At 73.0% G+C, this 22,061-nt stretch carries 19 protein-coding genes; 9 read left to right on the top strand and 10 right to left on the bottom strand.

Going from position 1 to position 22,061, the window contains the following annotated elements:
- A complete protein-coding gene (locus tag AB5J54_RS12985; RefSeq protein ID WP_369149314.1) occupies positions 1-639 on the top strand; it encodes a response regulator in 639 nt (212 codons plus the stop codon).
- Between the two features lie 51 nt (positions 640-690).
- On the opposite strand, the gene AB5J54_RS12980 is transcribed toward AB5J54_RS12985, so the two are convergent.
- From AB5J54_RS12980 to AB5J54_RS12970, 3 genes are all read right to left on the bottom strand, one after another.
- Positions 691-1,875, bottom strand: a complete 1,185-nt coding sequence (locus AB5J54_RS12980) for an MFS transporter (protein WP_369149312.1) — start codon at positions 1,873-1,875, stop codon at positions 691-693.
- A 106-nt stretch (positions 1,876-1,981) separates the two neighbouring features.
- On the bottom strand, positions 1,982-3,451 hold the full coding sequence (locus AB5J54_RS12975; protein ID WP_369149310.1) for a GAF domain-containing protein: 1,470 nt from the start codon (positions 3,449-3,451) through the stop codon (positions 1,982-1,984).
- A 48-nt stretch (positions 3,452-3,499) separates the two neighbouring features.
- Positions 3,500-4,561, bottom strand: a complete 1,062-nt coding sequence (locus AB5J54_RS12970) for a rod shape-determining protein (protein WP_369144077.1) — start codon at positions 4,559-4,561, stop codon at positions 3,500-3,502.
- A gap of 287 nt (positions 4,562-4,848) precedes the next feature.
- On the opposite strand from AB5J54_RS12970, the gene AB5J54_RS12965 reads away from it, so the two are divergent.
- On the top strand, positions 4,849-6,024 hold the full coding sequence (locus AB5J54_RS12965; RefSeq protein ID WP_369144076.1) for a hypothetical protein: 1,176 nt from the start codon (positions 4,849-4,851) through the stop codon (positions 6,022-6,024).
- 12 nt (positions 6,025-6,036) lie between these two features.
- Here AB5J54_RS12965 and AB5J54_RS12960 read toward each other — a convergent pair whose 3' ends face one another.
- On the bottom strand, positions 6,037-6,471 hold the full coding sequence (locus AB5J54_RS12960) for a MarR family winged helix-turn-helix transcriptional regulator (RefSeq protein ID WP_369144075.1): 435 nt from the start codon (positions 6,469-6,471) through the stop codon (positions 6,037-6,039).
- Positions 6,472-6,577: 106 nt separating this feature from the next.
- Here AB5J54_RS12960 and AB5J54_RS12955 point away from each other — a divergent pair, with 106 nt between their 5' ends.
- The 4 genes from AB5J54_RS12955 to AB5J54_RS12940 all read left to right on the top strand — a co-directional run bounded on the left by AB5J54_RS12955 (position 6,578) and on the right by AB5J54_RS12940 (position 10,569).
- Positions 6,578-7,597 carry an NADP-dependent oxidoreductase gene (locus tag AB5J54_RS12955; protein ID WP_369144074.1) on the top strand — a complete coding sequence of 340 codons (1,020 nt, stop codon included), beginning with the start codon at positions 6,578-6,580 and terminating at the stop codon, positions 7,595-7,597.
- A gap of 64 nt (positions 7,598-7,661) precedes the next feature.
- Entirely contained in the window at positions 7,662-8,084 is a 423-nt protein-coding gene (locus AB5J54_RS12950) for an organic hydroperoxide resistance protein (protein ID WP_359670340.1), read from the top strand.
- Between the two features lie 84 nt (positions 8,085-8,168).
- A complete protein-coding gene (locus AB5J54_RS12945; RefSeq protein ID WP_369144073.1) occupies positions 8,169-9,725 on the top strand; it encodes a serine/threonine-protein kinase in 1,557 nt (518 codons plus the stop codon).
- Between the two features lie 10 nt (positions 9,726-9,735).
- Positions 9,736-10,569 (top strand): EI24 domain-containing protein, encoded by an 834-nt coding sequence (locus AB5J54_RS12940; protein WP_369144072.1) that lies wholly within the window; start codon positions 9,736-9,738, stop codon positions 10,567-10,569.
- Positions 10,570-10,642: 73 nt separating this feature from the next.
- Here AB5J54_RS12940 and AB5J54_RS12935 read toward each other — a convergent pair whose 3' ends face one another.
- Both AB5J54_RS12935 and AB5J54_RS12930 read right to left on the bottom strand, forming a co-directional pair.
- A complete protein-coding gene (locus AB5J54_RS12935) occupies positions 10,643-11,800 on the bottom strand; it encodes an RNA-guided endonuclease InsQ/TnpB family protein (RefSeq protein WP_369144071.1) in 1,158 nt (385 codons plus the stop codon).
- Between the two features lie 55 nt (positions 11,801-11,855).
- Positions 11,856-12,818, bottom strand: a complete 963-nt coding sequence (locus AB5J54_RS12930; RefSeq protein ID WP_369144070.1) for a LysR family transcriptional regulator — start codon at positions 12,816-12,818, stop codon at positions 11,856-11,858.
- Between the two features lie 138 nt (positions 12,819-12,956).
- Between AB5J54_RS12930 and AB5J54_RS12925 the strand changes: the two genes are divergently transcribed.
- Positions 12,957-15,146: a M4 family metallopeptidase gene (locus tag AB5J54_RS12925; RefSeq protein ID WP_369144069.1), complete on the top strand. Its 2,190-nt coding sequence runs from the start codon at positions 12,957-12,959 to the stop codon at positions 15,144-15,146.
- Positions 15,147-15,245: 99 nt separating this feature from the next.
- On the opposite strand, the gene AB5J54_RS12920 is transcribed toward AB5J54_RS12925, so the two are convergent.
- Entirely contained in the window at positions 15,246-15,959 is a 714-nt protein-coding gene (locus tag AB5J54_RS12920; RefSeq protein WP_369144068.1) for a carbon-nitrogen hydrolase family protein, read from the bottom strand.
- Positions 15,960-15,991: 32 nt separating this feature from the next.
- Complete coding sequence (locus AB5J54_RS12915; RefSeq protein WP_369144067.1) at positions 15,992-16,900, bottom strand: LysR family transcriptional regulator; 909 nt, start codon at positions 16,898-16,900, stop codon at positions 15,992-15,994.
- 58 nt (positions 16,901-16,958) lie between these two features.
- Here AB5J54_RS12915 and AB5J54_RS12910 point away from each other — a divergent pair, with 58 nt between their 5' ends.
- Positions 16,959-17,768: an NAD(P)-dependent oxidoreductase gene (locus tag AB5J54_RS12910; RefSeq protein ID WP_369144066.1), complete on the top strand. Its 810-nt coding sequence runs from the start codon at positions 16,959-16,961 to the stop codon at positions 17,766-17,768.
- On the opposite strand, the gene AB5J54_RS12905 is transcribed toward AB5J54_RS12910, so the two are convergent.
- Positions 17,765-18,340 carry a TetR/AcrR family transcriptional regulator gene (locus tag AB5J54_RS12905; protein WP_369144065.1) on the bottom strand — a complete coding sequence of 192 codons (576 nt, stop codon included), beginning with the start codon at positions 18,338-18,340 and terminating at the stop codon, positions 17,765-17,767. The genes AB5J54_RS12910 and AB5J54_RS12905 overlap by 4 nt on opposite strands.
- A 158-nt stretch (positions 18,341-18,498) precedes the next feature.
- Here AB5J54_RS12905 and AB5J54_RS12900 point away from each other — a divergent pair, with 158 nt between their 5' ends.
- Positions 18,499-20,964 carry a beta-glucosidase gene (locus tag AB5J54_RS12900; protein ID WP_369144064.1) on the top strand — a complete coding sequence of 822 codons (2,466 nt, stop codon included), beginning with the start codon at positions 18,499-18,501 and terminating at the stop codon, positions 20,962-20,964.
- A 61-nt stretch (positions 20,965-21,025) separates the two neighbouring features.
- On the opposite strand, the gene AB5J54_RS12895 is transcribed toward AB5J54_RS12900, so the two are convergent.
- Complete coding sequence (locus tag AB5J54_RS12895) at positions 21,026-21,907, bottom strand: SGNH/GDSL hydrolase family protein (protein ID WP_369144063.1); 882 nt, start codon at positions 21,905-21,907, stop codon at positions 21,026-21,028.
- Between the last annotated feature and the right edge of the window lie 154 nt (positions 21,908-22,061).

Genomic DNA, 22,061 nt, shown 5'->3' with positions numbered 1-22,061 from the left:
GTGATCGCCGAGGACTCCGTGCTGTTGCGGATGGGCCTGGTCAAGGTGGTGGAGATGGCCGGCTTCGAGGTGGCCGCCGAGGTGGGCGACGCGCAGGGTCTCCTCGCCGCCGTCGAGGAGCACCGGCCCGACCTCGCGCTGGTGGACGTCCGGATGCCGCCGGGCTTCACGGACGAGGGGGTCCGTGCTGCGCTGTCGATCCGCCGCAGCCGGCCGTCGACCGCCCTGCTGCTGCTCTCCCAGTACGTCGAGGAGCGTTACGCGGCCGACCTGCTCGCCGCCAACACCAGCGGTGTGGGGTATCTGCTCAAGCAGCGGGTCGCGGACGTGGAGGAGTTCGTCGAGGCGCTGCGGCGGGTGGCGGACGGTGGTACCGCGCTCGATCCGCAGGTCGTCGCCCAGTTGCTGGTACGGCGGTCGAACGATCCGCTGGACCGGCTGACGGCCCGCGAACGGGAGGTGCTCGCCCTCATGGCCGAGGGCCGCTCCAACGCGGGCATCGCCGCCGGGCTCGTGGTCAGCGAGAGCGCGGTCGCCAAGCACATCAACAGCATCCTGTCCAAGCTCGATCTCCCCAAGGCGGACGCCGACCACCGCCGGGTCCTGGCCGTACTGCGCTTCCTGGGGGTGGGCGCCTGAGGGCTGCCCGGTGCCTGAGGGCTGCCCCCAGGGGCGTCCTCAGGACTGCCCCTACGAGCGGTCCGCCGTGACCTTGGCCCGCTCGGGGTCCGGTTCCCCGGCGCCCGGCACGATCCCCCGCATCCGCCCGTACGCGTACACACACCCCGCCAGCGCCAGGTCCGACAGCAGCATGAAGCCGATCGAGTACGAGCCCTTCGCGCTGTAGATCGCGCCCATCACCAACGGCGGCAGGAAGCCGCCGAGGCCGCCCATCGCGCCGACGATGCCCGTCACGCTGCCGACCTTGGCCTGCGGGGTGACCTGGGAGACCAGGGCGAAGACGGAGCCGCTCGCCGTGCCGAGCCCGGCGGCCATGATGAGCAGGGCCGTCGTGCCGCCCGGGTTCAGGGGCGGGTCGAAGGCCTGGACGATCGCGAGGAGGGCGACCACCCCCAGCGCGACGGCCGTGACGAGCGCCGGATGGATCCGGTCCGAGAGCCAGCCGCCGATCGGGCGGAACACGACCGTCACCAGGGCGAACCCGGCCGCCTTCGTGCCCGCGTCCGTCGGGTCGAGTGCGTACCAGGTCTTCAGGTACGTCGGCAGGTACACGCCGAACGCCACGATGCCGCCGAACCCGATCGCGTACAGCGCCGACAGCTCCCAGGTCACCCGCAGCCGGGCCGCCGAGCCCAGGCGGCTCGCCAGGGACGCCGTCGGCACCGGACGGTCCGGGCGGTCCGTGATCAGGAACGCGGCGAGCACCGCGTACGCCGCCAGCGCGATCGCCACCACGATGAACGGCAGGTCCTCGCCGTGCCTGGCGATCCGGGGCGTGAAGTAGCCGGAGAGCGCCACCCCGCCCATGCCCATGCCGAACACCCCGAGCGCCAGACCGCGCTTGGCGGGCGGGAACCAGGAGTTGACCAGCGGGATGCCGATGGCGAACGTCGTGCCGCCGAGGCCGAGGAGGAAGCCGACGACCAGCATCAGGCCGTAGCTGTCCTTCACCACGATCAGCAGCAGCACCGGGACGATCGTCAGCGCCGACACCAGCGGGAACATCAGCTTCGCCCCGTACCTGTCGGTCAGCGCCCCGGCCGGGATGCGACCGACCGAGCCGACCAGGACGGGCACCGCCACCAGCAGCGACTGCTGGAAGGAGCTGAGTTCGAGCCGGTCCCCGTACCAGCTCGCGATCGGTGCGATCAGGTCCCACGCCCAGAAGGTGAGCGTGAAGCCGATCGTGGCCATCACCAGATTGCGGTAGGCCGCCGCTGTCGGGGGCTTGGTCTCGGTGGTCACGTCATCAGTCAAGATCCGGGGACAAAGCCCGGCGCGCCGGGTTGGGCCGTACGGGTCAGGGCCAGGTCACCGTCGTCGGCGGCGCGCCGTCGTCCTCCACGCGCAGCCGGACGCCGCCCTCTCCCGCCGACACCTCGACCGTGATCGCACCGACCCCGGCCCGCCGGTGCGCGGCCGCGAGCGCTCCGCGCAGCACGGCGAGGAGCTTGTCCGCCGTCTCCTCGTCCACGAGCGTGTCGACCGCGCCCGAGAAGTGCACGGACGGCTGGAAGCCCAGCAGGGCCGCCGCACCGCCGGTCTCGCACAGCACCCGTCCCCGGAAGGAGGCCGGCGCGTCCGCGGGCGGCTGCTGGAGGGCGAAGATGGTCGTGCGGACCTCCTGGATCGTCGAGTCCAGTTCGTCCACGGCCCGGCCGAGCAGCAGGTTCTCGTCGGAGGAGCCGGCGGCCCGCCGACGCGTGGACTCCAGCATCATCTCGGTGGCGAACAGCCGCTGCACCACCAGGTCGTGCAGGTCCCGTGCGATCCGGTCGCGGTCCTCGAAGACCGCGAGCCGCTCCCGGTCGTGCCGCGCGTCCGCGAGGACCAGCGCGAGCGCCGCCTGCGAGGCGAACTGCGAGGCGAGCAGCCGGTCCACGGCCGAGTAGGGCGCGCCGCCGCGCCGCCGGGGCAGGGCGAGGGTGCCGATGAGCTTCCCGCCGCTCTGCAGCGGCAGCATCATCGACGGCCCGAAACGGGACCGTACGGGGGTGGTCATCCGGGGGTCCGTCGCCGAGTCCTCGATGAAGACCGGCTCCCCGCCCAGGAGTTGGACCAGGACGGGGGAGCCGGGCGCGATCGTCGTGCCGACCAGGTCCCCCGGATCGTCCATGGTGGAGGCGGCGACGATCTCCATCCCGCCCTCCTCGGTGGGCTGGAGGACCACCCCGGCCGAGGCGTCGGCGAGGATGCGGGCCCGCTCGGCGACCGTCGTCAGGGCGTTCTCGGCGGGGGCGCCGGTGAGCAGCGCCGTGGTCACCGCGGCCGCGCCCTCGATCCAGCGCTCCCGCTTGCGGGCCGTCTCGTACAGCCGGGCGTTGCCGATGGCGATCCCGGCCTGGGAGGCGAGGACCCGCAGCAGGGCGAGGTCCTCCTCGGTGAAGCCGCCCGCGCGCTTCTCGGTGAGGTACAGATGGCCGAAGACCTGGGTGTGCACCCGGATCGGGACACCGAGCCGGTCCCGGGTGACGCCGGCCGGGTGCGCATCGGCCGTCAGGTCGTCGGGACGGCCGATCCGCTGCCGCTCCTCGTCCGTCATGCCGGAGGTGAAGAGCTCGGTGAGGCGGTGACGCTCGGGGTCGACGACCCCGAGCGCCCCGTGGCGGGCTCCGGTCAGCTCGGTGGCGGAGTCCACGATGTGCTGGAGGGTGGCGCGGAGTTCGAGGTCCGTGCCGACGCTGAGGACCGCTTCGAGCAGCATGGGCAGGCGGGGAGCTTTCGTGCCGTCCTCGGTGTCCGCGTCCTCGGCCTCGGCGTCCTCGTCCATGATCGTCATGGTCTCATTGTCGTACGAATCCCCCGGTTCCGGTCGATATCAGTCCTCGTCGGCGAGCGGGTCGCGCTCGGCCAGCGGGTCGAGGACCATCGGCTGGACCCTGCCCTCCAGCATCGCGCCGAGGCCGAGGACCGCGCAGACGTCCGGCCGTTCCGCGATGTGCACCGGCATCCCGGTCGCCTCGCGCAGCATCTGGTCGAGCCCCGGCAGCAGGGCGCTGCCGCCGACCATCATGATCCCGCGGTCCGCGAGGTCGGCCACCAGGTCCGGCGGGCAGTCCCGCAGCACCTTCCCGATGCCGTCGAGGACCGCCGTCAGCGGCGTGTGGATCGCGTCCCGCACGGCGGCGGTGTCGACGGTCACCGAACGGGCCAGGCCCGTGGCGACGTCCCGGCCGTGGATCTCCGTCCAGGCGGGACCCTGCGTGGTCAGGCCGTTGCCGCTGAGGGCGAGTTGCAGCGGGCGCACCGACTGGCTCGGCAGCATCAGCTCGTGGTGGTGGCGCAGGTGCTGGATGACGGCGTGGTCGATGGCGTCGCCGCCGACCGGCATCCGCTCCGCCGTGACGATCGCGCCGAGCGAGAGCACCGCGACCTGCGTGGTCGCCGCCCCGCACACCAGGATCATCGTCGCGGTCGGCTGCTCGACGGGAAGCCCGCAGCCCACGGCCGCCGCGATCAGGGTGTCGACCAGCTCGACCCGGCGCGCCCCGAGACCGACGAGGGTCTCCACGGCGGCGCGCTGCGCCAGCGGATCGCTGTCGTGCGGGGTGCAGGCCGCCGCGCGCAGCCGGGGCTTGCGGCGCAGCTGCCGGCGCAGCTTCTCGCCGAGGAGGTGACGGAGCATCCGCTGCGCCATCTCGATGTCGACGACCGTGCCGCCCGAGACCGGGCGCACGACCCGGATGTAGTCGGGGGTGCGGCCGGTCATCTTCTCGGCGAGGGCGCCGACGGCGATCAGCGCTCCGGTACGGGTGTTGACTGCGGCGACGCTCGGCTCGTCGACGACGAGTCCGGCGCCCTTGACGAAGACCCGGGTGCGGGCGGCACCCAGGTCGACGGCGACATGGCAACGACGCAGCTGCTCAAGGCTGACGGTCACGGCGGATCCTCCGGAGTGCGGTGCTGGCACGGGCGAGGCGGGTCGCGATTCGCGGTCCTGTTCGCATCGTCCGGCCGTCCGGGGCGCGGCGCGCGCTGGGCTGCGCCGCCCGGGGCTCCGGTGCGGGCCGTGTCGGCGGCCGCACTCCGGGTGAGGAGCACGGCGGAGGTCATCCCACCCGAAGCGGGAGAATCGCGGCGCACCGCCGACGACCTGCGGTTTCCACACAGGATCCTCACTTCCGCGCCTACCTGACGCCGCACCGGGCGACATAGCCTGCGGGCCCCATGGACTACTGCCACGCGTGCCGGCGGCATCTCAACGGGGCCCTCGCCTGTGCCGGGTGCGGGACTCCCGTCGAGGAACTGCGGTACGAGACCCCCCACATACCGGTCCACACCCCGGACCACAGCTACGGCGGGCCGACCCGGCCCGCGGTCTACGAGACGCCGAACCAGTCCGCGCTGTACGGCGGGCAGAACCAGGCCGCGCCGTACGGCGGGCAGAACCAGTCGGCGCCGTACGGCGGGCCGCCCGCGCCCGCGGCCTACGGTGCGCCGAACGGGCAATCGGCCTACGGTGCGCCGAACGGGCAGGCGGCCTACGGTGCGCCGAACGGGCAATCGGCCTACGGCGAGCCGCCCCGCCCCGGCGTCTACGGTGAGCCGATGCGCCCCGCGATCTACGAGTCGCCCGGGACATCGGTGCCCCCGGACGCGCCGGTGCCCCCGGACGCGTCCGGGACCTACGACCCCCCGGAGGCGTCCGGGGACCACGACGACCCCGACCGGCCCGCGCCCGAGCACGTCTTCGAGCTGGACGTCCTCGAACCGCCGCGCCCCGCCCCCGGCGGGCGTCGCGCCGCCTCGCGGGGCCGCTCCACCGCCCGGCGGGGGAGGGGCTCGCGCTCGCGCCGGGGCCGTACGGTCCTGGTGGGAACGGTGGGGCTGGTCCTCGCGGCCGGGACGCTGACCCTGGCGAAGCTCGCCCTCGATGACCCGCCGCAGGACGGCGCCGCCACGGCCGTCGAGGAGCTGGAGGTCACCGAGACCCCGATGCCTCCCACGCCCGCGGAGCCCTCCGAGACGCCGGAGGGGACGAGCCCGGCCCCGGCGACGGACGCACCGAGCTCCGTCCCCGCACGCCCCCGCCAGGTGAGCAGCGGCTCGGGATCCGGCTCGGGTACGGGTAGTGGTACGGGCTCCGGTACGGGCACGGGTGCCGGCTCCGGCGCCGGCCGGGGGACCGGTGGCGCCCCGGCCACCGCGCCGGCGACCACGGGACCCGCCTCCCCGTCCGCCCCGCCCGGCGCGACCGCGTCCCCGACGGCGAGCGGCCCGGCGCCGACCGGCTCGGGTGCGCCCGGTACGCCCGGGCCGTCGACCACCGGCCCCACGCCGAGCCAGAGCCCGACGCCCAGCCCGGAGCCGACGTGCACCCGGTTCCTCTGGTGGTGCGTGTAGCGCGGGCCGGCCTTACGCCGCGTCGACGCCCAGCATCCGCTTCAGCAGGTCCCGCAGCAGGGTCCGCTCGGCCTCGGTCAGCTCGCCGAGCGGTTCGCGCGCGAAGTCGAGGGACTCGCGGAGGCGGCGGGCGGTGTCCCGGCCCTCGTCCGTGGGGACGGCCAGCTTGACCCGCCGGTCGTCCGGGTCGGGCTTGCGCTCGACCAGACCGCGGGCCTCCAGGCGGTCGACGATCCCGGTGATGTTGGAGGGCTCGCACTTCAGCTTCTGCGCGATGCGGCGCATCGGCAGCGGATCGAGCGAGAGCAGGCCGAGGACGCGGGCCTGGGCGCCGGTCAGCGCGTGCTGCGCGGCCGCCTGCTCGTACTCCTCGTAGTAGCGCGCCACGACCGTGCCGATCAGCTCGACGACTTCGAGGGTCAGGGGGTCCGTGCGTGTGGTGGCCATGGGACTCAGTCTACCCAGATACTTGACAACATGAAATATCCAGGCGCATGGTTGTTTCAGTCAGTGAACCTTTTGTGATGTCAAGCTTTGCCTGGAGGCCGTGCTCATGTCCGTTCTTCCCGCGTCCAGCCGTGAGTGGCACCTCGTCGCCCGTCCGCACGGCTGGCCCGTTCCGGCGGACTTCGCCCTGCGCGAGACCCCGGTCGCCGAGCCGGCCGAGGGCCGCATCCTCGTGCGCAACCTGCACTTCTCCGTCGACCCGTACATGCGCGGCCGGATGAACGACGTGAAGTCGTACATCCCGCCCTTCCAGCTCGACCACCCCATGGACGGCGGCGCGGTCGGTGAGGTCATCGCCTCCAACGCCGAGGGCTTCGCCGTCGGCGACCACGTCCTGCACGGCCTCGGCTGGCGCGAGTACGCCGACGTCCCGGCCAAGGGCGCCACCAAGGTCGACCCGGCGCTCGCGCCCCTCTCCGCGTACCTCGGCGTGCTCGGCATGACCGGCCTCACGGCCTACGCCGGCCTCTTCGAGGTCGCCTCCTTCAAGGAGGGCGACGCCGTCTTCGTCTCCGGCGCGGCCGGCGCCGTCGGCAGCCAGGTCGGCCAGATGGCGAAGCTCAAGGGCGCCTCCCGGGTCATCGGCTCGGCCGGCTCCGACGAGAAGGTCAAGTTCCTCGTCGAGGAGCTCGGCTTCGACGCCGCCTTCAACTACAAGAACGGCCCGGTCAAGGACCAGCTCCGCGAGGCCGCCCCGGACGGCATCGACGTCTACTTCGACAACGTCGGCGGGGACCACCTCGAAGCCGCGATCTCCTCGCTCAACGTGCACGGCCGCGCCACCATCTGCGGCATGATCGCCCAGTACAACGACACCGAGCCGGTCCCCGGTCCGCGGAACATGGCGATGATCATCGGCAAGCGGCTGCGGCTCCAGGGCGTCCTCGTCGGCGACCACTACGGCCTGCAGAACCAGTTCGTCCAGGAGGTCGGCGGCTGGCTCGCCTCGGGCGAGCTGAAGCACCGCGAGACCTTCGTCGAGGGCATCGAGAACGGCGTGGACGCCTTCCTCGGCCTGCTGCGCGGCGACAACACCGGAAAGATGATCGTCTCGGCGACCCGCTAGTCTTCCCTCAGCCGTCGCGATCGTGGGCGCGAGTCGCGGCGAACCGAAGAAGGAAGACAACAGCATGTCGATCCAGCACTCCGACGTCCTGTACACCGCCGTCGCCACCGCCGAGAACGGCCGTGACGGCCGCGTCGCCACCGACGACGGTCAGCTCGACGTCGTCGTGAACCCGCCGAAGGCCATGGGCGGCTCCGGCGCGGGCACCAACCCCGAGCAGCTCTTCGCGGCCGGCTACAGCGCCTGCTTCCAGGGCGCCCTCGGCGTCGTCGCCCGCAACGAGAACGCCGACGTCTCCGGCTCGACGGTCACCGCCCAGGTCGGCATCGGCAAGAACGACGACGGCTTCGGCATCATCGTCAAGATCTCGGCGACCATCCCGAACGTGGACGCCGAGACCGCCAAGAGCCTGATCGAGAAGGCCCACCAGGTCTGCCCGTACTCCAAGGCGACCCGCGGCAACATCACGGTCGAGCTCGCCGTCTGAGTCTCTGAGTCACGCACGCGTAGCGCGAGGGCCGCACCCCGACCGGGGTGCGGCCCTCGCCGTGTCCGGACGCGCTGCGGCATCATGTCCGTGTCCTGCGGACTGGGGGAACGAGTGGTGGCGTACGACGGGTCGGAACAGGCCGATCACGAGCTGATCGGCGGGCGGTACCGCCTCGGCGAGCGGCTCGGCCAGGGCGGCATGGGCGTCGTCCGGCGGGCCACCGACGAGCTGCTCGGACGCCAGGTCGCCGTCAAGACGCTCGCGCTCGACTCCGGCGCCGACCCGGCGGGCGCCCTGCGGGAGGCCCGGGTCGTCGCCCAGGTCCGCCACCCGCACGTGATCGTCGTCCACGACGTCGTCGAGCACCGGGGGCAGCCCGCCCTGGTGATGGAGCTCGTCGACGGCGGCTCGCTCGCCGACCGGCTGGCCGCCGGCGAGGTGCTGTCCCCGCAAGAGACCGCGCGGCTCGGGCTCGACCTGCTCGACGCGCTGTGCGCCGCCCACGCCCGCGACGTACTGCACCGGGACGTGAAACCCGCCAACGTCCTCCTGGAGGAGGGCACCGGCAGGGCGGTGCTCACCGACTTCGGCATCGCCAGCCTCCCCGGCGCGACGACGCTCAGCCGCACCGGCGTCTTCATCGGCACCCCGGAGTACACGGCACCCGAGCGGATGCGGGGCGACGACGCGGGACCCGCCTCCGACCTGTGGTCGCTCGGCGCGCTGCTCTGCGCGGCGGCGACGGGCACGTCGCCGTTCCGCCGGGACTCCATCGGCGCCGTCCTGCACGCGATCGTGTACGAGGAGATCCGGCCCTCCGAACGGATGGGACCGCTCGTCCCGGTCGTCCAGGGCCTCCTCGAACGCGACCCGGACCGCCGCCTGGGCGCCGCCGAGGCCCGCCGCCTGCTCGCCGCGTGCGCGGCCGGACCCCAGCCGGCGCCGGACCCCCACCCGCCGACCGCCCGGGACACCGCCAGGGACACCACCCCGGAGCCACGGCACCCCGCCGCCGCCCCCGCCGACCCCTCCCGCCGTGGCGGGCTCGCGCTGCCCTTCGTCGTCGCCGCCGTCGCCGCCTCCGTCGCGGCGGTGACGGTGGCCGTGCTGCTCGCCGGTCGCGACGAGCCGCCCGCGGGGGCGGGGCCCTCGCCCACCGGTGGGCGGAGCTCCTCGGCGACACCCGCGCCCGTCCCCGCCGGATACACCGCCGTCCGGGACGAGCGCGGCTTCACCCTCGCCGTGCCCGCCGGGGCGGACCGCTCGACCGACGGCGAGCGGGTCTTCTACACGACGGGGGACGGGGCCGTCTGGGTCGGGATCAGGATCCGGGCGATCCCGCCCGGCGGGGCGATCGGGGTGATGCGCACCGCCGACGCGGCCGGGCCGAAGACCAACAAGGGCTACCGCGACGCCACGGTCGAGGAGACGCGCCACAAGGGACTGCCCGCCGCCCGCTGGGAGTTCACCTGGGACGGCTTCACCGGCGCCGAGGGCCCCCGGCACACCGTCGACCTCTGCTGGGAGCAGGCCGGCACCCTCTACGACCTGTGGGCCTCGGCCCCGGTGGGCCGCGCCGCCGAGGCCCGCCGTCACTTCGACACGGCCCTGGAGTCCTTCCGTACCACCGACGGTTAGGGTTTCCCCCATGCGTGATCTCGGGGTGGGTTTCAGATACCTGTTGCAGGGCCAGAAGTGGGTCGGACAGCACGGTCGGTGGTTCGGCTTCGGGCTGCTGCCCGGGCTCGTGACGCTCGTCCTCTACGCGGGGGCGCTCGTCGGCCTCGGTTACGGCGCCGACGACCTGGCCGCGTGGGCGACGCCGTTCGCCGACGACTGGAGCTCGCCCTGGCTCGGCATCTTCCGCGGAACCCTGACCGGGCTCGTCTTCGCCTTCGGGCTCTTCCTCGCGGTCATCACCTTCACCGCCGTCACCCTCCTCGTCGGCCAGCCCTTCTACGAGTCGCTGTCCGAGGAGGTCGACCGCAGCGAGGGCGGCGAGGTGCCCGAGTCGGGCCTGCCGCTCTGGCGCGAGCTGTGGATCTCGGCCCGTGACAGCCTGCGGGTCCTGCTGCGGGTCGCGCTCTACGGCGTCCTGCTCTTCGCCTGCGGGTTCATCCCCGTCGTCGGCCAGACCGTCGTCCCGGCCATCGGCTTCTGCGTCTCCGGCTTCTTCCTCACCGAGGAACTGACGGCCGTGGCGCTCCAGCGCCGGGGCGTCGAGCTGAAGGAGCGGCTGCGGCTGCTCCGCGGGCGCCGGACGGCCGCCCTGGGCTTCGGCGTTCCGCTGACGCTCGCCTTCCTGGTGCCCTTCGTCGCCGTCCTCCTCATGCCGGGAGCGGTCGCCGGAGCGACGCTGATGGCCCGTGACCTGCGCGGGGAGACCTCCGCCGACGACTCCGAGGAAAACGGTCAGGAAGGCGGCAACCTTCCTTCCGCCGGTGGCGACCAGGAGGTGCATCACCTCCGCCAGTCAACTTGACCCTGCCCTGATGGGCCGGGCTTGGAGGTAGCGCCTGGCCGGCTGCCAGGTGGGCTCCTCCGTCCGGACACCCTTACGGTGTGGCTGGGACGCGTGACTCACGCCCCGCGGTCCACACGGTCTGGCCCTTGTGGCCGATGTTGTGGGACGCATTGTCGTCCGCGTGCATGAGGGTCCCGCAGGACCGGCAGGCGAACGTCGGTTGTGACAGGCGGTTGCGCCGGTCGATATGGCCGCACTGGGAGCACTGCTGACTGGTGTACGCCGGATCGACGTAGACCAGCGGCACTCCGGCCCGCTTTGCCTTGTACTCGATGTACTGGCCAAGCTGGTGGAAGCTCCACGAATGCAGGGAAGTCCGCTGGTCCTTGCGGTGCCGTACCCGGCTGCGGATGCCCGTGAGGTCTTCAAGGGCGATACCGGAGCCGGTGCGTTCAGCGGTGGCGACGATGGTCTTCGAGATGACGTGGTTGACGTTGGCGGCGTGCCGGGCTTCCTTCCGGGAGCGCCTCTTGAGCAGACGCTTCGCTGACTTGGTGCCCTTGGCCTGGAGCTTCCTCCGTAGGCCGGCTTGCCGGGCCCGGTACCGGTTCAGGCCGCGCCCGGCGGCCCGGAAGCCGGTGGACGTGGTGGCGATGTTGGCGATGCCGAGATCGACGCCGATGAACCCGCCGGGCTCGTACTGATCGGCCTCGGGGATGTCGCAGACGGCTACGAGGTAGAACACGCCGCCGCGTTCGATGAGGTCGGACTCGCCCTTGCGGTGCTCGCGGAGCGTCTTGAGCGCGCCCGGGGAGCAGGCGAAGCGGACGTTCTTGAGCCGTCCGGCCGTCGTCCAGATCGACACCGTTCCGGCGTCGTATTGCCAGGAAAGGCACCGGTCGTCGTACGGCTGCGCGGAGTCGGTCCGGAAGGCGATGGGCTTCGACTCCGCTTTGACTCTGCGCTTCGACCCCGGCCTGCCCAGGTTCCCGGCGCGGATGTTCGCCTTCAGCGTGGTGTAGGCCTCCCGGGTCTTCTTGATGACGTGCTGGGCGGCTTGCGCCCCCAGCCCACGCGCCTTCAATTCGGCGTATGTGTGCTTCCGAAGCTCGTACTCACGCGGGACACGTCTCTCGAACGCCACATCGGAGACCCAGTTCGCGGCCTCGTTGACCGTAAGCAGGGTCGCCGACAGCGCGGAGGCCTGACCGGCCTCCGGCATCAGCTTGACCTGCACTACGATCTTCATGTCGGTAATCGTAGCATCACTCTACGTTACTGAATGTCGGGAATCTTAGGCCACATCAGCCTTCAAGGGCCGGGTGCAGCTCCGGCCGCGCGTCCCACCAGGACCGGTGGAAGGCATTGTTGTCGACGTTCGCGAGGTAGGCGCGGGCCGCCGTCCGGTACAGCAGCTCCGCCTGCTTGACGGAGACCGCAGCCCGGTTCCAGGCGAGCCGGATCCGCCCCGTCACCGGATCGCCCTCCAGGGGCCGCAGGACCGTGCCCTCGGCCGCCGGGGCCGTCGGCTGGCTCATCGAGATCGCCCGGCCGGCCGCGATCAGGTCGTAGTGCATCTTGCGGTCGGCGACCCGGTGCCGCAGCGAGGGCGTGAACCCGGCCTTCTCGCAGGCCGCGACCAGCGCCTCGGGGCCGCCGTCGTCGTCCTCCACCAGCGTCATCCAGGACTCGCCGGCGAGCTCGGCGAGCGCGATCCGCTCCCGGCCCGCCAGCGGGTGCGCCGCCGAGAGCCGCACGCAGAACGGCTCCTTGGGGACGAGGGTGCGGGCGCTCGTCCCCTCGGGCAGCGGCACCTCGTGGTCGTTGACCTCCCCGTACAGCACGGCGTCGTACCGTCCCGCGCCGAGCTGCCGGGTCAGCGTCGTCGCCGAGTGTTCCACGGTGACCGCGATCTCCTGACCCGCCATGACCTCCTCCAGTTCCCCGAGGAGCCGGTCGACGAGGACGAGCAGGATGCAGCCGAGCCGCAGCGGGGTGTGCGGGGCGGCGGCCCGCGCCCCGGCGGCCAGCGCGTCCATCTCGCCGAGCACGAGCCGCGCCTTGGAGAGCACGAACTCGCCCAGCGGGGTGGGTTCCACGCCGTGCCGGCCGCGCAGGAAGAGCTCCCCGCCGGCCACCCGCTCGATGCGGCGGAGCTGCGCGGAGAGGGCGGGCTGCGAGACCCCGAGGCGCCCGGCGGCCCGCCCCAGACTGCCCGCTTCGGCTATCCGGCAGACGGCTTCGAGATGCCTCAACTCCAGCTGCATTTCAGCAGCGTACGCAGCGGTGGCTGGTCTGCACCATAACCCGCGTCTTATGCCGCGTGAGATGTCCCGAACTCGCCATGTCCACGCCCATACTCGGCGCGATGATCCGTCTCCCCCACCCTTGAACGGAGCACGACGTTGCACCCGACCAGACTCACGGCGGCCGTGGCCGCCCTGGCGCTCTCGGCGAGCCTCGCGACCGCCCTCGTCGGACCGGCGACCGCGGCGACCCCGCAGGCGCAGCCCGTACCCCCGGGGCACGGCAAGGCGCTCGCCCTCGCCGCCGCCGACAAGGCCGCGAGCAGCGGTCTCGACGAGCTGCGGCACGGCGCCGACGAGGACCTCGTCCGGACGTCCGTCACCCCGTGGACGAACGGCCTGTACTACGCCTCGTACGAGCGCACCTACCGCGGCCTGCCGGTCGTCGGCGGCGACGCGGTCGTCGTCTCCGACAGCTCCGGCAAGGTCCGCGAGGTCACCGGCGCCCCGGCCCCCGCGATCCGGCTCTCCACGAAGGCGACGGTGACGGCCGACGCGGCCCTCGCCACCGCCCGCGGGCAGCTGGCCTCGGTCGAGAGCGCGAGCGCCCCCGAGCTGACCGTGCTCCTGAAGGGCGGCAAGGCCGTCCTCGCCTGGCACACCCTGGTCATCGGCCGCACCGCCCAGGACGCCCCGAGCTCCCTCGCCACCTATGTCGACGCGCGCACAGGGGCTGTCGCCCAGGCCACCGACAAGATCCTGCACGCCGACGGCCGCGGCTACCACAACGGCAACGTCACCATCGACACCGCCGCCACCTCCATGACGGACCCCGTCCGCTCCGGCTTCAAGTGCGGCGGCCAGAACGGCAGCGCCTACACGGGCTCCTCGCCGTGGGGCAACGGCACCGCCAACGACCTGGTGACGGCCTGTGTCGACATCATGTACGCGGCGCAGAAGGAACACTCCATGCTCAAGGAGTGGTTCGGCTACAACGGCCAGAACGGGCAGGGCGGCATGGTCCCGGCCCGCGCCGGACTCGCCGAGGTCAACGCGTACTACGACGGTACGAAGACGACGTACGGCCGCAACCAGAACGGCACGATGCAGCTCACCGGCATCGACGTCGTCGCCCACGAGTACGGCCACGAGATCTTCGACCGGACGCCGGGCAGCTCGGGCTCGTCCAACGAGAACGGCGGCATGAACGAGTCGACGGGCGACATCTTCGGCGCGCTCACCGAGCACTACGCCAACAACCCGAACGACACCCCGGACTACACGGTCGGCGAGAAGCTGAACTTCCTCGGCGACAACAAGCCGATCCGCTACATGTACAACCCCTCGCTCGCCGACAACGCCCCCAACTGCTACCCGCAGTTGACCTCCGGCACCGAGGTGCACGCGGCGGCCGGCCCGCAGAACCACTGGTTCTACCTGCTCGCCGAGGGCTCCAACCCGGGCGGCGGCAAGCCCAGCAGCCCGATATGTTCCGGCGGTCCGTCCTCGGTGACCGGCATCGGCATCCAGAAGGCCGGCAAGATCTTCATGGGCGCCCTGCTCATGAAGACCTCCTCCTGGAACCACCTCGCGGCCCGCAAGGCGACCCTGACCAGCGCCAAGAACACCTACGGCAGCGCCGAGTGCAACGCCGTGAAGGCGGCCTGGAACGCGGTCGGCGTGCCGGCCCAGTCCGGTGAGACCGACTGCGGCGGCACCACCACCCCGGACTTCTCGCTCGCCCTGAACCCGTCCTCGGGCTCGGCGCAGCCGGGTGCCTCCGTCACCTCCACGGTGAACACCTCCACCACCGGCGGCAGCGCGCAGACCGTGCAGCTCTCCGCGAGCGGCGCCCCGAGCGGGGTCACCGTCTCCTTCAGCCCCGCCTCGGTGACCTCGGGCTCCTCGTCCACGATGACCGTCCAGGTCGCCGCGGGCACCGCCAACGGCACCTACCCGATCACCGTCACCGGTACGGGCTCCGCCACGCACACGGTCACCTACCAGCTGTCGGTCGGCACCACGACCCCGCCCACCGGCTGCGACGGCACCGAGTACACGTACCAGGGCAACCTGAGCTCCGGACAGGCCGAGGCCCAGCCGGACGGCTCGTACTACTACTCGGCGACCTCCGGCACCCACGTGGGCTGCCTGCGCGGCCCGGCCGGCACCGACTTCGACCTGTACCTGCAGAAGTGGAACGGGTCGACGTGGGCGGACGTGGCCGTCGGCGGCACGGCGACCGCCGACGAGGACACCAGCTACTACGGCACGGCGGGCTACTACCGGTACGTGGTCCACGCGTACAGCGGCTCCGGCGCGTACACGCTGGGCCTGAGCGCCCCGTAACGGGGGCGGGGTGACGTCGCGGACCGGGGGTTCCGCGTCAGCCTCCCCGGAGGGCCGGACGGTCGTATGTCCCACGACCGTCCGGCCCTTCCTCCGTGCTCAGCCCACCTCGGCGAGCACGAACCCCGGCTCCTCGGAGCCCGCGTCCGCGATCCGCCCGCCGTCCGGCCCCCAGGCCCCGGCCAGGCCGCAGCCCACGCCGTCCTCGTTGGCCCCCAGGACGTTGCCGAGCACCACGTACAGACCGAAGTCCCGGGCCCGCGCCGGATACACCTTCTCGAAGGAGTCGTTGTCTGCGCCGAGCACCGAACTCGCCAGATACACGGCGCAGTCGTCGGCGGCGGCCCGCTCGGCGAGCTCGGGGAAGCGGTTGTCGTAGCAGGTGGCCAGGGCGAAGCGGACCCCGTCGAGCGTGAACCGCCCGTCGGTGGCGCCCGGCGCGAAGATCTCGGCCTCGACGCCGTACAGGTGCTGCTTGTCGTATCGGGCGAGCAGCGAGCCGTCGGGGCCGATCACGAGCGTGGTGAGCCCCGCACCCGAACCCTCCGTCCGCACCGGCCCGTTGACCACGGCCGCCGCACCGGCGGCCCGGCACGCGTCCCGTACCGGGGCGAGGCGGGGATCGTCCTCGGTGAGGACGAGGCCGGGCGTGTCCCGGATCAGGGACGGCTCGTACCCGGTGAGCGAGAGCTCGGAGAAGACCACGACCCGGGCCCCCTCCGCCCCGGCCGCCCGGACCAGACCGGCGACGGTGCGGACGTTGGCGTCGATGTCCCCGGCGACCGGGGCGAACTGGGTGGCTGCGACGATCATGGCGGTCATCCTCCCTCGCAGGCGTGTAAGGGTCAATATGGCATTGAGTCTGTTAGCTTCCGGGCCGTCTCACGCAGGACGGCGAGGAAGGCGCTCGCCGCGACCGTGGGGGCCGGCGGCGTGGCCGCGCAGATCCGGCGGTACGGGACGTCCTCCGGGTGGATCGTGACGAGCGTGACGTCCGGGCGGACCGAGGCCGCCGCGAGCGCCGGAACGAGCGTGACGCCCAGTCCCGCCGCGACCGCGCCGAGCTTGGCGATCCAGTCGTGGGCGAGCAGTCCGGTGCGCGGGCGGAACCCGGCCGCGACCGCCGGGCGGAACAGGGTGTCCTCCAGGCGCTCGTTGCCGACGATCCACTCCTCGTCCGCGAGCTCCGCGAGCCGCACCGACCGCCGCCCCGCGCGCGCGTGCCCCCGCGCGAGCGCCACCAGCATCGGCTCGTCCAGGAGGTGATGCAGCGTCACGCCCGGCGGCGGGGGAGCGTCCTGGGGCGGGCCGACCACCGCGAGGTCCTCCTCCCCGGCGGCCACCAGGCGCAGATGCTTCACGGACGGCCCCTCCACCCGGCTGACCGTCACCCCCGGGTGCCGCTCCCGGAACGCGGCCTGGGCGCGCGGGACCAGGGCCGCCGTGGCGCTGGAGAAGGAGCCGAGCCGCAGCAGTCCGCCGTCCAGGGAGCGCAGCGCCTCCACCTCCGCCCGGGCGGTGGCCAGGCGGTCCCGGACCGCCTCCGCGTGCGGAACGAGCACCCGGCCCGCCTCGCTCAGGCGCACCCCGCGCGGCAGCCGCTCGAAGAGCTCCGCGCCGACCTCGTCCTCCAGGGACTGGATCTGCCGCGAGACCGCGGACTGCGTGTAGCCGAGCTGCCGGGCGGCGGCGGTGAAGGAGCCCGCGCGGGCGACGGCGAGGAACACCTCGTACAAGCCATGAGAATGAGGCATGGGAGGCATGCTAGACATTCGCTTGTCGCATGGGAGAGCCGGTCCTAGCGTCGACGTCATGGACACCACCCCGCAGAAGAGCCCCCAGAAGATCGCCTTCCTCGGTCTCGGCTCCATGGGCCTGCCCATGGCCCGCCGCCTCCTCGACGCCGGCCACCCCCTCACCGTCTGGAACCGTACGGCCGCCAAGGCCAACGCCCTCGTCGCCGACGGCGCCGTCCGCGCCACGAGCGCCGCCGAGGCCGTCCGCGACGCCGACGTCGTCGTCACGATGCTCGCCGACCCGGCCGCCGCCCTCGCCGTCGCGGACGCACTGATCCCCGCGCTGCGCCCCGGCACCCACTGGATCGACACCTCGACGGTCGGCCCGGACACCGTCGCCGCCCTCGCCGCCCGGCTCCCCGCCGGGGTCACCCTGATCGACGCGCCCGTCATGGGCAGCGTCGACCGGGCCGCCGCCGGTGAACTGCTCATCCTCGCGGGCGGCGACACCGCGCCCGTCGCCGCCGTCCTCGACCGGCTCGGGACGGTCACGCCCTGCGGCGGCCCCGGCACCGGCGCCGCCCTCAAGCTGGTCCTCATCAACGCCGCCATCGGCGGGGTCGCCCTCGTCGCCGAGGCCCTCACCCTCGCCGGCTCCCTCGGCCTGCCCCGCGAGCTCGCCCTGCGCACCCTCGGCGCGGGCCCCCTCTCGGGCGCCGTCGCCCGGGCCACCGCCACCGGCTCGTACTTCCCGCTCGCCCTCGCCGCGAAGGACGTCGCCCTGGCCACCTCGGCGGCGAAGCTCCCCGTCCTGGAGGCCGTCCACACCCTCCTGACGGAGGACCCGGCCCTGCTCGGCGAGGACCTGGCGGCGGTGGCGCGCTAGTCGCGGCCCTCCGGTCCGGCCAGCAGCCGCAGGAAGTCGCGGAAGGCGCCCGGCATGTCCACCGCCGAGGGATCCAGGAGCCACTGGTACTGGAGGCCGTCCATCACCGCCGTGAGCAGCGGGGCCGCGCGCTCCGGGGTGAGGCCGCCGGGCAGCCGCTCGCCGAACTCCAGGCGCAGGACGTCCGCCATGTTGGCCCGCACCTGCGCGTACCGCTCGGTGAAGAACTCCCGCGCCGGGTGCCCGTCGGTGACGCTCTCGCCGAGCAGCGCGGAGAAGGTCTGCACGATCCCGGGCCGCATCGCGTTGTACTCGACGAGGGACTCCAGGAGGTCGAGCCGCCAGCCCTCGCGGTCCCGGCCGCCGCTGGTGTCCCAGCGGTCGCGCTCCTCCAGGACCGCGACGAGCAGCGCCTCCTTCGTCGGGAAGTAGTGCAGCAGTCCCTGCTGGGTCAGCCCGACGCGCTCGGCGACCGAGCCGAGGGTGGCGCCCCGGTAGCCGCGCTCGGCGATCACTTCGAGGGCGGCGCGCAGGATGTCCGCGCGTCGCTCCTCGCTTCTGGCCCGCACCATCGCCGTGGCCCCCTTTCGCAGGTTCGTCCGACAGGACCGTACCCCCTCCCGACGACAGGGAAGTAACAGAATGATCACGTCACCTACCGATCTACAGGTAGGTGGGTGCACGATGAGCGCATCGGGGTCATTCGGTACGTCAACGAGGAGGTACGGCCATGGCGGAGACCAGCGCGGAGACCGTGAGGAACACGGTCGTCGAGGCGGCGCTCGGCAAGCTCGACCTGGACGCCAAGACCCGGCTGCTCGCCGGCCAGGACATGTGGTCCCTGCCCGCCCTGCCGGAGATCGGCCTGAAGTCCCTGGTCATGTCCGACGGCCCCATCGGCGTCCGCGGCGTCCGCTGGACCGCCGACGACCCGTCGATCGCCCTGCCGTCCCCGACCGCCCTCGCCGCCACCTGGGACCCCGCGCTCGCCCGCCGGGCCGGCCGCCTCCTCGCCCAGGAGGCCCGCCGCAAGGGCGTCCACGTCCTCCTCGCGCCCACGGTCAACCTGCACCGCACCCCCCTCGGCGGCCGCCACTTCGAGGCCTACAGCGAGGACCCGTACCTCACCGGCGCCATCGGCACCGGCTACGTCCAGGGCGTCCAGGACGGCGGCGTCGGCACCACCGTCAAGCACTACGTCGCCAACGACGCCGAGACCGACCGCTTCACCGTCGACAACCGGATCGCCCCGCGCCCCCTCCGCGAGCTCTACCTCGCCCCCTTCGAGGCCATCGTCAGGAACGCCCGCCCCTGGGGCATCATGACCGCCTACAACCAGGTCAACGGCGTGACGATGACCGAGCACCACCAGCTCGTGAACGAGGTCCTGCGCGGCGAGTGGGGCTTCGACGGCTACAACGTCTCCGACTGGATGGCCGCCCGCTCCACCACCGCCGACATCGCCGGCGGCCTCGACGTCGCCATGCCGGGACCCGACACGGTCTACGGCCCGGCCCTCGCCGCCGCCGTCCGCGCCGGCGAGGTCGAGGAGTCCGCCGTCGACACGGCCGTACGCAACGTCCTGCGGCTCGCCGCCCGCGTCGGCGCCCTCGAAGGCGCCCCGCCCGTCGTCACCGAGCACCCCGCCGCCCTCGACGGCGACGCCCTCGCCCGCGAGATCGCCCGCCGCGGCTTCGTCCTGGTGCGGAACGCGAACGCCCTCCCGCTGAGGAACGGCACCGTCGCGCTCTCCGGCGCCGCCGCCCGCGACGCCCGCGTCCTCGGCGGTGGCTCCGCCCAGGTCTTCCCCGACCACGTCGTCTCCCCGCTCGACGGCCTCACCGCCACCCTCCCCGAGGGCGCCCTGACCTACACGGTCGGCGCCGACCCCAGCGAGGAACTCGCCCCCGCCGGCTCCGTCTCACCTGGGTTCACCCTCCGCGCCCGCTGCCGTGACGCCGCCGGGAACGTCATCGGCGAGGGCTCCCTGCCCAACGGCCAGGTCCAGTGGATCGGCGACGACCTCCCCGAGGGCGTCACCCACGAGGCCCTCGCCTCCATCGAGGTCGTCGGCACCTTCACCCCGCGCGAGTCCGGCGAACATGCCTTCGGCACCCGCGGCCTCGGCGCCTTCACCCTCCGCGTCGCCGGCGGGACCGTCTTCGACGGCGTCCAGGTCATGGGCCCCGAGACCGACCCCTTCGAGGCCTTCTTCGGCTCCCCGGTCGAGCGCGCCAAGGTCACGCTCACCGCCGGCGAGACCGTCGAGGTCTCCCTGCTGCACACCCTCGACAAGGAGTTCGCGGCCCCGCTCCCGGCCGTCATGTTCTCCTTCGTCCACCTCGGTCCCCGCCGTGACCCCGACGAACTGATCGCCGAGGCCGTCGCGGCCGCCCGCGCCGCCGACACCGCCGTCGTGGTCGTCGCCACCACCGAACGCGTCGAGTCCGAGGGCTTCGACCGCAAGGACCTCGCCCTCCCCGGCCGCCAGGACGACCTCGTACGGGCCGTCGCCGCCGCCAACCCGAACACCGTCGTCGTCGTCAACGCCGGCTCCCCGGTCGAACTCCCCTGGCGCGAGGACGTGGCCGCGATCCTGCTCAGCTGGTTCCCCGGACAGGAGGGCGGCGCCGCCCTCGCCGACGTCCTCACCGGCGCCGAGGAGCCCGGCGGGCGCCTCCCCACCACCTGGCCCGTCGCCCTCGCCGACGTCCCCGTCACCGAGGTCACCCCGACGGACGGCGAACTGCACTACACCGAGGGCGTCTTCATCGGCTACCGCGCCTGGGACAAGGCCGGCGCCGTCCCCGCGTACCCCTTCGGCCACGGCCTCGGCTACACCACCTGGTCGTACGACTCCCTGGTCGCGGCCCCCGACACGGTCACCGTCCGGATCACCAACACCGGCGACCGCCCCGGCCGCGAGACCGTCCAGATCTATCTGGCCCCGGTCGCGACTCCGCCGATCGGCGCGCGGAACACGACCGCCGAGCGCCCCGCCCGCTGGCTCGCCGGCTTCGCGAGCGTCGAGGCCGCGCCCGGCGAGACCGTCGAGACCGAGATCGCGCTGCCGCGCCGCGCCTTCGAGATCTGGGACGAGGAGAAGAACGACTGGGCCTTCGTCACCGGCGCGTACGAGGTCGTCGCCGCCCACTCCCTGACGGACGGGCGCCTGACCGCCACCCTGGAGGTCTGACCCTCCCGGGAATCCCGTGAACCGGCCCCGGGGCGGAACCTGACAACCGCCCCGGGGTCCCTCACTCCTTCGTGATCCGCCGGTACGCGAGCTCCGCGAGCCGCGCCTGCCCGTCCTTGCTCGGATGGAACCAGTCCCAGGGGCTCAACTGCCCGCCGCCGAAGCGGAACCCGAAGACCGCCCCGCCGTCGTACCGGCAGCGCGCGTCCTTCGCGCAGACCTGCTCCAGGACCTCGTTGTACGCCACCACCCGGTCCCGCACCGAAGCCCGCCGCCGCTCGGCCGCCGGACCCAGGTCCTCCGCGTCCGCCAGCATCGCCCCGCAGATCCCCAGCTTCCACACCTGGCGCCCCAGCGGACTCACCCGCCCCGTGGACCACAGGTGCTTCAGGTCCGGCACGCTCGCCACGTACACCTGCGCCTTCGGTGCGCCCGCCCGCAGCCGGGCGAGGGCCGACTCGAAGGAGGCACGGAAATCGGCCACCGGGGTCATCAGATCCGGGGTGGCCCGACAGGCGTCGTTCGCCCCCATCATCACCGTCACCAGCTCGGGCTTCTCGGCGGCCGCCCCGGCCATCTGCTCCGGGAGCTCGGCCATCCGCGCACCCGTCCTGGCCAGGTTCCAGCTGCGGGTGGCCACCTTCTCCGGGCCGAGCAGCCGCAGCGCCAGACTGTTGACGGCGGCGTCCGTTCCGGTCGCCCACGACACCTCGGGGCAGTCCGACAACACCGAACAGGCGTCGAAGGCGCGGGTCACGGAGTCGCCGACGGCCGCGACGGAGGCGGGGGAGACGTCCCACAGCGGGGTCGGCCTCGGCACCGGTCTTGCCGAGGGCGCCTTCGCCGCCGGGTCCCCGACCGTGCAGCCGGAGAGCACCCCGCCGCACAGCAGCGCGGCCGTCGCGGCGGTGACAGCGGTACGGAATCGGCCTCGGCCACGCATCCCGTGCCCCCTCGTTCGGCGTCCTGGTGGGTGAAAGCTTCGTGTTCACCGGCCCCCGGACCGACCGTACGTCACACCGATGACGGTGCGGCACGGTAGCTTTTCCCCCGTCGAACCAGAGGCGCCTTCGCCGACCGGCTCCGGTAAATTACAT

The sequence above is a fragment of the Streptomyces sp. R44 genome (assembly GCF_041053105.1).
In the GTDB taxonomy this organism is placed as follows: Bacteria; Actinomycetota; Actinomycetes; order Streptomycetales; family Streptomycetaceae; genus Streptomyces.
This window is presented reverse-complemented; position numbering and strand designations above follow the sequence as displayed.

Coding starts and splice junctions, on each gene's coding strand:
- AB5J54_RS12980 (WP_369149312.1), bottom strand. CDS start 1,875: ATGGCCACGATCGGCTTCACGCTCACCTTCTGGGCGTGGGACCTGATC.
- AB5J54_RS12975 (WP_369149310.1), bottom strand. CDS start 3,451: ATGGACGAGGACGCCGAGGCCGAGGACGCGGACACCGAGGACGGCACG.
- AB5J54_RS12965 (WP_369144076.1), top strand. CDS start 4,849: ATGGACTACTGCCACGCGTGCCGGCGGCATCTCAACGGGGCCCTCGCC.
- AB5J54_RS12960 (WP_369144075.1), bottom strand. CDS start 6,471: ATGGCCACCACACGCACGGACCCCCTGACCCTCGAAGTCGTCGAGCTG.
- AB5J54_RS12955 (WP_369144074.1), top strand. CDS start 6,578: ATGTCCGTTCTTCCCGCGTCCAGCCGTGAGTGGCACCTCGTCGCCCGT.
- AB5J54_RS12950 (WP_359670340.1), top strand. CDS start 7,662: ATGTCGATCCAGCACTCCGACGTCCTGTACACCGCCGTCGCCACCGCC.
- AB5J54_RS12945 (WP_369144073.1), top strand. CDS start 8,169: ATGTCCGTGTCCTGCGGACTGGGGGAACGAGTGGTGGCGTACGACGGG.
- AB5J54_RS12940 (WP_369144072.1), top strand. CDS start 9,736: ATGCGTGATCTCGGGGTGGGTTTCAGATACCTGTTGCAGGGCCAGAAG.
- AB5J54_RS12935 (WP_369144071.1), bottom strand. CDS start 11,800: ATGAAGATCGTAGTGCAGGTCAAGCTGATGCCGGAGGCCGGTCAGGCC.
- AB5J54_RS12930 (WP_369144070.1), bottom strand. CDS start 12,818: ATGCAGCTGGAGTTGAGGCATCTCGAAGCCGTCTGCCGGATAGCCGAA.
- AB5J54_RS12920 (WP_369144068.1), bottom strand. CDS start 15,959: ATGATCGTCGCAGCCACCCAGTTCGCCCCGGTCGCCGGGGACATCGAC.
- AB5J54_RS12915 (WP_369144067.1), bottom strand. CDS start 16,900: ATGCCTCATTCTCATGGCTTGTACGAGGTGTTCCTCGCCGTCGCCCGC.
- AB5J54_RS12910 (WP_369144066.1), top strand. CDS start 16,959: ATGGACACCACCCCGCAGAAGAGCCCCCAGAAGATCGCCTTCCTCGGT.
- AB5J54_RS12905 (WP_369144065.1), bottom strand. CDS start 18,340: ATGGTGCGGGCCAGAAGCGAGGAGCGACGCGCGGACATCCTGCGCGCC.
- AB5J54_RS12900 (WP_369144064.1), top strand. CDS start 18,499: ATGGCGGAGACCAGCGCGGAGACCGTGAGGAACACGGTCGTCGAGGCG.
- AB5J54_RS12895 (WP_369144063.1), bottom strand. CDS start 21,907: ATGCGTGGCCGAGGCCGATTCCGTACCGCTGTCACCGCCGCGACGGCC.